We start from the raw sequence: 12,229 nt of genomic DNA, 5'->3' as shown, positions 1-12,229 counted from the left end.
CCTTCTATCGGCTCAGCTCAGGTAAACGTATTCGTAGTCGAACGGTTTCCCATTGATGCCCTGGCGTGGCGGCGCCACCCAGCTCGCGATCTTTCCTCGCTCGTACACCGGGTGCATCAGCGATCGGACGAAGGTCAGGTCTTCGGGAGTGGGCAGCCACTTGCGTTTGCCGGCCAACCACGTCGGCTCGTCGACTACGGTGCCGTCGGGCGTCACATGGTGGCCGGAGTTTATGCCGACTTCGCGATTGAATCCAGGGTGCGGGAGGACGAATCGGAAGTCGATACCGGCCTCGTCGAGGATCTTGTTCCAGCGGTTGACCCCGGTCTGGCAGTCGGCGCGGTACTCGTCCCGCAGGTCGAGGTTCAGCAGCAGGATGGCCGGGTGTTCTTCGGTCTCCCAGGTACCGTCGGCGCGCGGCCGGGACAGCGATCCGGCGTCGTCGGTGAGCCGGTGGTCGTCCTTGCGGCGGGCCTCCTGCCAGCGCCCTTTGAGCCCGGCGGTGTAGTAGTTCGCCGCGTTGGTCGACATCTCGCCGCCGAACAGGTCGAGCGAGACCGTGTAGTGGAAGTTCAGGTAGCGCTGGATGAGATCGAGCGGGATCCCGCCGTGCCCGGCGATGTCGAAGGTGTCGTGCTCGCGGATGAGTTCGGCACTGCGGGTGACCACGCGGTCGACCCCGGTGGTGCCGACGAACATGTGGTGCGCCTCTTCCTTGAGCATGAATTCACAAGTGCGGGAAAGCGGGTCGAAGCCGCTTTCCTTGAGCGTGCCGAGCTGATATTTGCCATCGCGATCGGTGAAATAGGTGAACATGTAGAAGGCCAGCCAATCCGCGGTCTCTTCGTTGAAGGCACCGAGGATGCGCGGGGCATCCGGACTTCCGGAATTCCGGAGCAGCAATGCTTCCGCTTCTTCGCGGCCTTCCCGGCCGAAGTAGGCGTGCAGCAGATACACCATCGCCCACAGATGACGGCCTTCTTCGACGTTGACCTGGAAGAGGTTCCGCAGGTCGTAAAGGCTCGGCGCGGTCAGCCCCAGCAGTTTCTGCTGCTCGACCGACGCGGGTTCGGTGTCGCCCTGGATGACGATGAGCCGCTGCAGATCGGCGCGGTACTCACCGGGCACCTGCTGCCAGGCCGGTTCGCCCTGGTGCTCGCCGAAGGTGATGACGCGGTCCGGGTCCCGCTCCGCGAGGAAGATCCCCCACCGGTAGTCCGGCACGTTGACGTGGTCGAAATGCGCCCAGCCGTCCCGGCCGACGCTGACCGCGGTGCGCAGGTAGACACCCTGGGTCCGCAGCGTGGGGCCCATTTCGCCCCACCAGTCCAGGAACTTCGGCTGCCAGCCCTCCAGCGCCCGCTGCAGCCGCCTGTCCCCGGAGAGATCGACGTTGTTGGGGATCTTGGCGTCGTAATCGATCTTGGTGGGCATTCAGACCCGCTTCCTGTCGAAGACGGCCTTCTGACCAGTACCGTAGCGACGCAGCGCGCCTTCGGGACCGGATGCGTTCGGACGGGTGAAGATCCAGTTCTGCCAGGCCGCGAGGCGGCCGAAGATCTTGCTTTCCAGCGTCTCGGGTCCAACGAACCGGTGGTTCGCCTCCATTCCGGTGAGCGCGTCGGGACTCAACGAGGCCCGTCCTTCCAGCGCGATCCGGATCTCGTCCTCCCAGTCGAGGTCGTCCGGGGCGTCGGTGACCAGGCCGAGGTCATTCGCCTCCGCCGGGCTCAGCGGTTTGCCGCGCACTTCCGCGAGCCTCAGGACGTGCCCGGGGTCGCCGAAGAACCGGGATTCGAGGCGGGACAGGCCGTTCCCCATCGGCAGCCTGCCGAAGTTGGCTTCGGACAACACGATCGACGCACGTTCTTCACTGTCTTCGTCGTCGATCGGCGGACCGTCCAAGATGTACTGCCGGTCCGCGGCGAGCGCGAGTTCCAGCAGGAGCCCCGCGAAGCAGCTACCAGGTTCGATGAGCGCGATCAGGCTGCGACTGGTGACGTCGAGCCGTTTGAGCGTCCGCTTCCAGTAGTGGACGATTTCGTTGCTCAACACATCTTTCGCGTCGAATACGGCACGTTCGTGCTCCAGGACCTTCGCCGGATCGCCTTCGGTGCGGAGCACCCAGGTGCCGAGTGCGGGTTCGTTGGTGCGCAGGCGAAGGATCGCGTCGTCCAGTTCGCGGGTGACGTCCAGCAGCCAGCCGTCGTCGCCTTCGGGCCCCTTGACGGTGATCGTCGCTTCGGTCGCGCTCAGCGAAATGCCGACATAGCGATGCGCGAGCGGCGTCAGCTCGACGCCCTCGCCGTCGAGCCGCTCACTCGTCCGCGCGAGTTCCTTCGCCTTGGCCCGCACGGCCTCACGGAAGCCCTTTCGCGGCACGAGTTCGTCGACGAGCCGCCAGTCGACGGCGGCGCGGCCCTTCATGCCGTCCGGGCGGGTGGCGAAGACGTCGGCGAGGTCGCGCCGCACTCCGCGTTTGTCGACCAGCCTGGTGAGGCCGCCGGTACCGGGCAGGACGCCGAGCAGCGGGACCTCCGGCAGTGCGACGGTCGAAGAGTTGTCGTCGACCAGGAGGATCTTTTCGCAGGCGAGCGCGATCTCGTAGCCGCCACCGGCGCAGGTTCCGTTGACCGCGGCGATATAGACCTGGCCGGAGTTCGCCGACGCGTCCTCCATGGCGTTGCGGGTCTCATTGGTGAACTTGCAGAAGTTGACCTTCCACTCGTGCGACGACGAAGCCAGCATGCGGATGTTGGCGCCGGCGCAGAAGACGTTGTCCTTCGCGCTGGTCACGACGACCACGCGGACTTCGGGATGTTCGAACCGCAGACGTTGCGTCGCGTCGTACAACTCGATGTCGACGCCGAGGTCGTACGAGTTGAGTTTGAGCTCGTAACCCGGTACGAGACCCCCGTCGGCGTCGACATCGAGTTCGAGCCACGCGACGTCGTCGTCGATGGCCAGTTTCCAGTGCCGGTAGCCGCTGGGATGACGTTCGAACGTCACCGGTGTGGTCCGCGTCACCCCATCGATTGTCTACACATTGATGTTGAACGTCAATGTTGTGTAGAAAGTTGGTCAGCCGCGGTCACCCGGTTGAGCTTCGTCGCGGCCCAGGTCACGAAGCCCCACAACAGAAGCGCGGACGCCGTGTCGGTGAAGATCGTGGCGAACCAGAACGCCGGGATCTGCGGCACCCCGACCAGGAAGTGCCCGAGACTCGCCAGGCCCGACAGCGAGAAGACCATCAGGAACGCGAGCGCCCGCCAGTGACGTCCGCGCAGGTAGTCGCGGTAGCCGGCGAGGCCGAACGCGGTGAAGAGGAAATACGCGAACGCGACCAGGGCGGCCGTGACGCCGACCGGGATTCCTTCGACCTGCGGGTAGTCCGCCGCCCTGATCACGTTGTGCGCGTAGTGCAGCGTGGTGGACAGCACCGTGAAGCCCAGGATCAGCCGTAGTGCGGTGAGCCCTCGGCCCTGAAGAACGCCCATGTTCGCCCCCTTGCGACTTGATAGATCGCTCTAGCGAGAGCGTAGCGGACGGCGATGGGGAGCTGAAGGGGACTTTCGTCCCGAGGTTGTTCATGAAGGAATCGGGACACTCAACGTCCCGATTCCTTCATGAACACGGGCGACTAACCGAGCGTGCCCCGGCCTTCCCCTATCGCGGTGAGTAACCAGATGCCCAGTGGGTAACCGGTCGGCGAAGACCCCGATCGACCAGGAGGAACCGTGTCCGACCAAGACGCCCGCGAAGCAGCAGACGGCCCCGGCCCCGCGGACGTGCCCGAAGAAGCCGTCCAGCTCACGACGCCCGACGGCGGTGAACCGCGCGACACCGAACCGGACGAAGTCGCCGACTACGCGGGCACGCAGCGTTCCGCTGGGCCGGAGAGTCAGGCCGTCCACATCGAGGACGCGTAGCCGTTCTCGCCGTCGCCGGTCACACTGGGCGCCGGGACACCACGACGGGAGGGCCGATGCCGGAGAAGATCGCCGAGGTGAACGGCATCGAGCTGTGTTACGAGACGTTCGGTCCGCAGGACGGCAGGCCGCTGCTGATGATCATGGGCCTGGCCTCGCAGATGATCTGGTGGGACGACGAACTCTGCGAGAACCTCGCGGCCGAGGGGTTCTTCGTCATCCGCTACGACAACCGGGATTCCGGGCGGTCCAGCCGACTCTCCGGCCGCGTCAACCTCCCGCTGGCCTACACCCTGCGCGTGGCGCCGTACTCGCTGAAGGACATGGCGGACGACGCCGCCGCGCTGCTGGACGAACTCGGCGTCGCGAGCGCGCACGTCGTGGGCGCGTCGATGGGCGGCATGGTCGCGCAGACCCTGGCCGTCGAGCATCCGTCGCGAGTGCGCTCGCTGACGTCGATCATGTCGACCACAGGGAACCGGTTCGTCGGCAGGCCGAGCGCCAAGGCGATGGCGATGCTGCTTTCGGCTCCTCCGCGTGGTCGCGAGCAGTACGTCGACTACCTGGTGCGCACGTTCCGGGTGATCGGCTCGCCGGGGTACCCCTTCGACGAGTCCCGGATGCGGGAGCGCGCGGAGCGTTCCTTCGACCGCGGCGTCAACCCCGGCGGTACCGCGCGCCAGCTGGCGGCGATCTTGTCGAGCCGGGATCGCTTCCGTGCCTTGCGGAAACTCCGGGTGCCCGCTCTCGTCGTGCACGGTTCGAAGGATCCGCTCGTGCACGTTTCCGGTGGCCGGGCGACGGCCAGGGCGCTGCGGGAGTCCGAAGTGGACATCGTCCCCGGGATGGGACACGACCTCCCGCGCGCGATCTGGCCGCGGCTGGTGCGCGGCCTGCTCAGGACGGCGGACCGCGCCGAGGTCACGACCCGGCGAGCGTGATCGAGCCCAGATGCGAGAAATGCGCCGCCACCCGTGAACCCGGGCGCAGCTCGACCGCGTCCGTCATCCCGCCGGTGAGCACGATCCACCCCGGCTCCAGCGCGAGCCCGCGGGCGCCGAGGACGTTGGCCGCCAGTGCCAAAGCCTCCGCCGGATGGCCCTGCACGGCGGCGCCGGTGGCGGTGTCGACGATGGCGCCGTCGACCTCCAAGAGCGCCGCTTCCAGCGAGAGGTCGAGGGAGGACGGCGCGACGCCGACCGGTCCCAGTGTGAAGTACGCCGAAGAACCGTTGTCCGCCACGGCATCCGGCAGGGTGAACCGATAGTCGCGGTAGCGGCTGTCGATGATTTCGACGCCGCCGTGGACCCGGTGGACCGCGGCCATCGCGGTCGCCGCGGTCACGCCGGGACCCGCGAGTCGTTTCCCCAGCACGAAAACGAGTTCCGGCTCCGCGCGCGGATGGATCAGCGACGGCACCGGAACCCCGGCGGGCAGCACCATCGCGTCGGTCAGCCACGCGAGCAACGGCGAGTCGATACCCATGCGCCGCTGCTTCGCCCGCGAGGTCAGGCCCAGTTTGACGCCGATCACCGTCTCGCCGCGCTGCCGCCGGAGCCGCAGCGCCTCGTCCTGGATCGCGTAGGCGGTATCGACGTCCAAAGCGGGCCACGAGTCCGTCAACGGCTCGCGTTCTTCCCCGGACAGCAGCGCTTCCGCCGCCTCCCGCACCCCAAGGCTCACGGCCGCTCCTCCCCGGAGAACTTCGCGGTGACACTGCCGAGCCCCGCCATCGTCGCGACGACGGTGTCGCCCGGGCTCACCGGGATCGCGCGCGTCATCGAACCAGGCAGCACGACGTGCCCGGGTTCGAGCGCGACGCCGAGCGGCCCGACCGTGTTCGCGAGCCACACCAGCGCGTTCACCGGCGAACCGAGCACCGCGCCACCCGCCCCGGTCGCCGCGATCTCGCCGTTCCGGTGCAGGACACAGCCCGCCAGCCGGAGATCGACGTCGCCGATCGCGGTCGGCCTGCTGCCGAGGACGACGCCACCCGAAGACGCGTTGTCCGCGATGGTGTCGACGATGGTGATCTTCCAGTCCTGGATGCGCGAATCGACGATTTCCAGCGCGGGCACGACGAAATCGATCGCCCGCAGCGCGTCCGCCACCGTGACGCCGGGGCCGCACAGCCGCGAGCCGAGCACGAACGCGATCTCCGGTTCGATCTTCGGCTGCAGGAAACCGCCGACCGGGATCGGCTGGTGTTCGAGGTGGAACATCGAAGCGGTCAGATGGCCGTAGTCGGGCTGGTCGACGCCCATCTGCCGCTGCATGGCGGCGGACGCGAGCCCGACCTTGTGCCCGCGCACGCCATCGCCGCGTTCGGCCCAGTGACGGACGAGCCGCTGCTGGATGCGGTACGCGTCCTCCAAGGTCGCGGCGGGGTACGTCTCGATCAGGGGCGCTATCGGCTTGCCGGTCTCGTACGCGCTGAGCAGCGCGGCCGCGGCCTCCTGCAGCGTGCTGGCGTCCATGGGCTCCTTCCGACAGCCGAACTCTGCCCCCTCACCCAGGCCCGCACAAGATGCCCGTTCCACTGGCCGGTACGCGCGGATTAGGCCGAAAGTGGCTTGTGCGGCCGCGATCTTCACCTAGCCTGCACCCATGTCCGATTGGTCGCTCTCACGGGCGAAGGCCAGGATCGATCGCCGCGAGGAACTCGACGAGCTGACCGCGCGCATCCGGTACGAAGTGCGCGTGCACCTCAACGAGCCGACGGTGCACAATGCCTACGACGAGCTGACCGCCGTCTTCGCCATCGGGCACGCGGAATGTTCGGCGCTGCTCAAGCACCGCCGCGTCCTGCCGCTGTGGGAGCGGATCCTGCTCGGCCGCTACACCCGCCGCCTCTACGGCAAGGCGATCTCGGCGACCGTCGGCGATCTCCCCGCCGACGCGGGACCGGCGCCCGCGGCCGCGTTCGGCCCGGAGATCGCTTCGCTGACCCCGGATTCCGGGGACACCGGCGCGAAGTACGACCTGCAGGGCCGGGGCCTGGTCAACGTCTTCCGGATCGCCGCCGGACGGCACGGCGAGAACTGGCCGGACCGCCACGATGTCGCGACGACGTCCGCGCGCAACGTCCTGACCTGTTCCGCGGTCTTCCTGCGCCGCCGCGCCTGGCACGTCGTCTGGCCGGTGTACCGGGTGCGCGGCCTGCGGCTGTGGAAGCTCTAGGAATTCCCGGGTGCCCGGCGCGGTTGAAAACGACATGACCGATCGCGCCACCGAGATCCTCGCCGGAGCCAAGACGATCGCCGTCGTGGGACTGAGCCGCGACCCGGCCAAGGCCTCGCACGGGGTCGCCGCCGTGCTGCAGGCACACGGTTTCCGGATCATTCCCGTGCATCCCACCGCCGAGGAACTACTGGGCGAGAAGGTCTACCGCTCGCTCACCGACATCCCGGAGCCGGTCGACCTCGTCGACGTCTTCCGCCCGTCGGAGGACACCCCGCCGATCGCCGAACAGGCCGTCGCGATCGGCGCCAAGGCGCTCTGGCTGCAGCAGGGCATCGTCTCCGCCGAGTCCCGCCGGATCGCCGAAGAAGGCGGTCTGGACTACGTCGAGGACCGCTGCACGGCGGTCGTCCGAGCGGTCGCGAACCTGTCTGTGCGTTAGCACTGGGATGGACGCCGGTCCGTGAAGGCCTCCTTGAGGGACTCTGGGTCCCTCAAGGAGGCCTTCACGGACTCGCTGATCGCGACATGTGGCACACCAGCGCCAGCAGTCACAACGGCGGCGCGCGAAGGACCCCTTCCCTCGGCTCAGCCGAGGAAACTCGACCTTCACACCTTGCCGAGCGCGGGCCCAAGCACTCCTCGTGAGTGGTAAGTGCTGTTAGAACGCGACTTACCACTCACGACCCCCTGTACCGACACACCAGCCCCAGGCGCGACGATCACGTGCCGAACGCACTCCCGCCGAACCCCCGCCGATTTTTCCCGGCGGGGGTTCTTTCATGTCCGTGAACAGAAAAATGACCCCTGAAGTCATACACCGAACCGGAACGGCCGAGTGGATTGGTCCAAACCGGTGATCTTGACCGGAAGGCCACGAGCTGGGAAAACTTGTCCAGCCGACAGTTTGTTAAGAAACCTTCCCAACGTACGAACGAGCTGTTAACGTCCGAATCCGCTTAACGGAAACAGGTACCGGCCATCGGTACCCCGGTCCAACGGAGGGCGAAGTGGGTACACCACGCGGCCTGGATTCCAGTGGCACACTCGAGCGCGGACTCGCGGTTCTCGAGCACGTCGGCCAGAACCAGGAGATTTCCACCAACGCGATCGCCAGGCAACTGGGTCTCTCCCGGAGCGCCGCCTACCGCATCGTCGGCACCCTCAAGAACCTCGAATACCTCGAAGCCGATCGCGCCACCGGCCGGGTGCGGCTCGGTACCCGGCTGGTCGAACTCGGCGCCCGGGCGATGGCGGCGACCGACCTCCATCGCTGCGCGCCGCGCTACCTCGCGTCACTCGCCGAACGGAGCGGGGAGACGACCTACCTCGCCGTCCCGGACAACGACACGATGGTCTACGTCGCCACCGAACGCAGTGCCAACGCCGTCACCCTGGCCTGCCGTCTCGGCACCCGCCGCCCGCAGCACGCGACTTCGCTGGGCAAGGCGTGGCTGGCGGCACTGCCCGAACAGGACCGCCTCGAACGCATCCGCCGGATGAAGCTCGACAGTCTCACGCTCAAGACGATCATCGACCCGGCCCGGCTGCTCGACGATCTGGCCAGGACGAGCCGTCGCGGCTGGGCCGTCGACGAGGTCGAGAACGAGCCGGACGTGGGCTGCGTGGCCGCCGCCGTCCGCGACCACACCGGACGGCCGATCGCGGCGATCAGCATCGCGGGCCCGGCCGGCCGGGTACTCCGCCGGACCGACGAACTCGGCGCGACCGTGGCCGGTACGGCCGCCGCGCTTTCGCTCCGCCTGGGATACGTGCGGGCACAGAGGGGCTGACGTGGGCTGGATCCAGGACTACCAGCCGGCGGGCGGGCTGTGGCTGTCCGCGGCGCTGGCGGCGGCGCCGATCGTGGTGCTGCTGGTGACCCTGGGCGTCCTGCGCCGGTCCGCGCAGCTCTCGGCGGCCCTGTCGCTGATCACCGCGCTGCTGGTCGCGGTTCTGCTGTACCGGATGCCCGCCGGGCTCGCCTTCGACGCCGCGGCGATGGGGCTGGTGTTCGGGGTCTGGTCGGTGGCCTGGATCGCGTTCCACGCCGTGTACTTCCACAACGTCACCGTCGCGACCGGACGGTTCGACGACATCAAGGCGGTCCTCGCGGGATTCAGTGAAGACCGCCGCCTGCAGGCACTGCTGATCGCGTTCGGGTTCGGCGCGCTGCTGGAGGGGATCGCGGGCGGCGGCTCGCCGATCGCGATCACCGCGGCGATGATGGCCGCGCTCGGTTTCCCGCCGGTGAAGGCGGTCGTGCTCGCCCTGCTGGCGAACACCGCGCCGGTCGCGTTCGGCGGTCTCGGCAATCCGCTCATCGTGCTGGGCAGGCTGACCGCGCCGATCCTCGGCATGAAACAGGATCAGGCGACGGATCTGTTCTCGTCGATGGTCGGACGTCAGCTTCCCTTGCTGGCCTTGATCGTCCCCGGTTTCCTGATCGTCGTCCTCGCGGGCTGGAAACGGATGATCGAGGTCTGGCCCGCGGTACTGACGGCCGGGCTGTCGTTCGCCGTCATGCAGTTCGTCACCTCGAACTTCATCAGCCCGAGCCTCGTCGACGTCGTCGCCGCGCTCGCCGCGATGGCCTCGCTGTGGACACTGACCCGGTTCTGGCAGCCGTCGGCGGTTTGGCGTTTCGACGGCGAAGAACCGGTCGCGGCGGGAAGGAGTCTCGGCGCGGCGAAGGCCGGTCGCGGCGCGCTGTACGCGTGGGCTCCGTACATCGTCCTGATCGCTGCGATCTTCCTTTCCCGGATCGGCACGATCTTCAAGCACCTGCCCGGCTGGCTGGATCTGACCGCGTTGCTGCACAAGGCCGACTGGGTGTTCGCCTGGCCGGGGCTGCACAAGGAGGTCGTCCAGCACGCGCCGATCACGCCGAAGGACACGCCGTACGCGGCGACGCTGACCGTCGACTTCCTTTACTCGCCGGGCACCGTCGCCCTGATCGCGGCGATCGCGGCGGGTTTCGCGATGGGCGCGAAACCGCGGCTGTTGCTGGCCACCTACCGCCGGACACTGCATCAGATGCGGTGGGCGCTGGCGACGATCTTCATGATCCTCGCGATCGCGTTCGTGATGAACTACTCGGGCGCGACACAGACACTCGGCCTCGCGCTGGCGACCACCGGCGTGCTGTTCCCGTTGTTCTCCGCCTACATCGGCTGGCTGGGTGTCTTCCTCACCGGCTCGGACGCGTCGACGAACAGTCTCTTCGGGCCGATGCAGGTGATTTCGGCGCAGCAGCTGCACGTCGACCCGATCCTGGCCGGCGCGACGAACACCTCCGGCGGCGTGATGGGCAAGATGATCTCCCCGCAGAACCTGTCCATCGGTGCCACCGCGATCGGACAGTCCGGGAAGGAAGGCGCGCTGCTGCGCCAGACGTTCCTGTGGTCGGTGGTCCTGACCGCCGTGGTCGGGGTGATCTCGCTGCTGCAGGCGACCGTGTTCAGGTTCATGATCCCCTCGTGAGTGGTAATGACGGTTCTAACCGTCATTACCACTCACGAGAATGTCCACAATGGTCACCTGATCTTTACCGGGCACTGGTCTGGATGGATGAACACCTGACTCATTCACCGGAATGAGAACTACCGTTGTGCACATGCCCATGACGCTGATCAAAGGTACGTTCCAGCTTGTCGGAGCCTCACCGGACGGCGATTCGGTGCGGTTCTATCCCGAAGACCCCCAAGCGACGAAGAAGGCCGGCCTCAAGGTCCGGCTCAATTCGCGGGGCGGGATGCAGTTGCGGCTCGACGCCATCGACGCGCTCGAAACGCATTACCAGGCCAGGGGAACCGGCGGGATGTGGCATCAGCCCTCGGAATTCGCCGACGCCGCCGCGGCGAACCTGCTGAAGGTGCTCGGGTTCAAAACGGTGACCCGCGACGAACGGGGAAGGGTCACTTCGTCGACCCCGATCAAGGTACCCGGTCACATACTGACGCGATTCGCGGACAAATACGGACGAGCGGTGGCGTTCGCCTTTCCCGGACAACGGCCGGGAAGGTCGATGGACCTTTCCCAGGTCCATCTCGACGTCAAAACGCTGAAGAACTCCGCCAACTACCGGCAGGTCGCGGACGGTCTCGTCTACCCGACGTTCTATTCACTGCTTTACCCCGATCTCCGCGAGGCACTGGCAGGCGCGGCGGTCAAAGCGCGCCAGGACGGGCTCGGGCTGTGGCCGCGGGACGTCACGAACTCCGGGTTCAAGCTCTCCTCCCGGCGGCAGCTCGCCGACGAACTGGTGATCCTGCCGAAACTGTTCCGCAGGCTCGTCGACTACCTCGCGCTCGACGAGAGCGGCGGGGTCTCGCTGACCGGGTTCTCCGACTTCCTCGACACCCGCAACGACCGGCTGTTCACCGTGCCGGACGGCCACGCCACGGAATTCGAGACCTTGGTGAGCGTGAAGCGACAGACCGTGAACCTGACAGTGGAACCGGAGAGGATCGTCTTCATCGAGGCGTGAAAACCCGCCCGCCACCCCTCGTGTGGGCAAAAAGACCGTACCTCCCTCCCCCTCCGCCGTGCTCATCTGAAAGGTGGGAGAGGGAGCCGATGCAAGTACACGGTTCGCGGCGGTCGGAGGAGGCCGGCGGGCGGATGGAGACAGCCTCGAAGCTCATCGACGCCGTTCGCGTCCTTGTCGTGCGCTATTGCCGCGCACGGATCGGACGGCGGGCGGGTACCTACGAGACCGCGGACGCGGTCGCCAAGAACAGCTGCCTGGAGATCCTCGCCAGGGCGGCCGAAGCGACTGTGCTCCTCCGGTTCGCCTACGACGTCACGCGCCGCCTGGTCGACGACTTCCACCGGACGGCCGCCGAACTGCCGAACCCGCTTTCGGGGTTGCCCGGGCAGCAACGCGAGATCATGGTGCTGCGGTCGCTCGTCGGGCTTTCCGCCGACGACACCGCGCTGGCGCTCGGCTGCTCCGTCCAGGCCGTCCGGCTGGGCCAGCACCGCGCCCTGACCACCCTTCGCCCCACCCCCGCCTGACGCGTTTCGTCCTCTGGACGCGGTAGTTGCACACGCGTCGCGTTTAGCAGGCTAAACGCGATCGGGAGGGCGCAGGCGGACGCCACGAGGCTCCGGCAGCG

13 protein-coding genes are annotated in these 12,229 nt (G+C 67.4%); 8 read left to right on the top strand and 5 right to left on the bottom strand.

What is annotated here, in order from left to right:
• Positions 1-12 precede the first annotated feature (12 nt).
• From boxB to SD37_RS03470, 3 genes are read right to left on the bottom strand one after another with little or no spacing between them, the layout of a single operon-like run.
• Positions 13-1,434: a benzoyl-CoA 2,3-epoxidase subunit BoxB gene (gene boxB / locus SD37_RS03480; RefSeq protein WP_044853803.1), complete on the bottom strand. Its 1,422-nt coding sequence runs from the start codon at positions 1,432-1,434 to the stop codon at positions 13-15.
• Positions 1,435-3,027 (bottom strand): 2,3-epoxybenzoyl-CoA dihydrolase, encoded by a 1,593-nt coding sequence (boxC, locus tag SD37_RS03475; RefSeq protein WP_044853802.1) that lies wholly within the window; start codon positions 3,025-3,027, stop codon positions 1,435-1,437.
• A gap of 32 nt (positions 3,028-3,059) precedes the next feature.
• Positions 3,060-3,497, bottom strand: coding sequence for a hypothetical protein (locus SD37_RS03470; protein WP_145926517.1), 438 nt, complete (start codon positions 3,495-3,497; stop codon positions 3,060-3,062).
• A 240-nt stretch (positions 3,498-3,737) separates the two neighbouring features.
• Between SD37_RS03470 and SD37_RS03465 the strand changes: the two genes are divergently transcribed.
• Both SD37_RS03465 and SD37_RS03460 read left to right on the top strand, forming a co-directional pair.
• Entirely contained in the window at positions 3,738-3,929 is a 192-nt protein-coding gene (locus SD37_RS03465; RefSeq protein WP_044853801.1) for a hypothetical protein, read from the top strand.
• Positions 3,930-3,985: 56 nt separating this feature from the next.
• Complete coding sequence (locus tag SD37_RS03460) at positions 3,986-4,870, top strand: alpha/beta fold hydrolase (protein WP_044853800.1); 885 nt, start codon at positions 3,986-3,988, stop codon at positions 4,868-4,870.
• Here the strand turns inward: SD37_RS03460 and SD37_RS03455 are convergent.
• On the bottom strand, positions 4,851-5,612 hold the full coding sequence (locus SD37_RS03455; protein ID WP_044853799.1) for a 2-keto-4-pentenoate hydratase: 762 nt from the start codon (positions 5,610-5,612) through the stop codon (positions 4,851-4,853). The two genes, SD37_RS03460 and SD37_RS03455, sit on opposite strands and share 20 nt — an antisense overlap.
• Positions 5,609-6,406, bottom strand: a complete 798-nt coding sequence (locus SD37_RS03450) for a 2-keto-4-pentenoate hydratase (protein WP_044853798.1) — start codon at positions 6,404-6,406, stop codon at positions 5,609-5,611. The genes SD37_RS03455 and SD37_RS03450 overlap by 4 nt, the downstream gene beginning before the upstream one ends.
• 130 nt (positions 6,407-6,536) lie before the next feature.
• On the opposite strand from SD37_RS03450, the gene SD37_RS03445 reads away from it, so the two are divergent.
• From SD37_RS03445 to SD37_RS03420, 6 genes are all read left to right on the top strand, one after another.
• Positions 6,537-7,109, top strand: coding sequence for a hypothetical protein (locus tag SD37_RS03445; RefSeq protein WP_044853797.1), 573 nt, complete (start codon positions 6,537-6,539; stop codon positions 7,107-7,109).
• A gap of 34 nt (positions 7,110-7,143) precedes the next feature.
• Positions 7,144-7,551 carry a CoA-binding protein gene (locus SD37_RS03440; RefSeq protein WP_044853796.1) on the top strand — a complete coding sequence of 136 codons (408 nt, stop codon included), beginning with the start codon at positions 7,144-7,146 and terminating at the stop codon, positions 7,549-7,551.
• Between the two features lie 568 nt (positions 7,552-8,119).
• The gene (locus SD37_RS03435) at positions 8,120-8,902 is read left to right on the top strand and encodes an IclR family transcriptional regulator (RefSeq protein ID WP_044853795.1); all 783 of its coding nucleotides are present in this window, start codon (positions 8,120-8,122) and stop codon (positions 8,900-8,902) included.
• 1 nt (position 8,903) lies between these two features.
• Positions 8,904-10,592: an L-lactate permease gene (locus tag SD37_RS03430; RefSeq protein ID WP_044853794.1), complete on the top strand. Its 1,689-nt coding sequence runs from the start codon at positions 8,904-8,906 to the stop codon at positions 10,590-10,592.
• A gap of 133 nt (positions 10,593-10,725) precedes the next feature.
• On the top strand, positions 10,726-11,598 hold the full coding sequence (locus tag SD37_RS03425) for a nuclease (RefSeq protein WP_044853793.1): 873 nt from the start codon (positions 10,726-10,728) through the stop codon (positions 11,596-11,598).
• 134 nt (positions 11,599-11,732) lie between these two features.
• Positions 11,733-12,128, top strand: coding sequence for a sigma factor-like helix-turn-helix DNA-binding protein (locus tag SD37_RS03420; RefSeq protein ID WP_044853792.1), 396 nt, complete (start codon positions 11,733-11,735; stop codon positions 12,126-12,128).
• Positions 12,129-12,229 lie beyond the last annotated feature (101 nt).

The organism is Amycolatopsis orientalis (assembly GCF_000943515.2).
GTDB classification, from domain to species: domain Bacteria; phylum Actinomycetota; class Actinomycetes; order Mycobacteriales; family Pseudonocardiaceae; genus Amycolatopsis; species Amycolatopsis orientalis.
The sequence above is the reverse complement of the archived record's forward strand: the minus strand, read 5'-3'. Positions and strand labels throughout refer to the sequence as shown.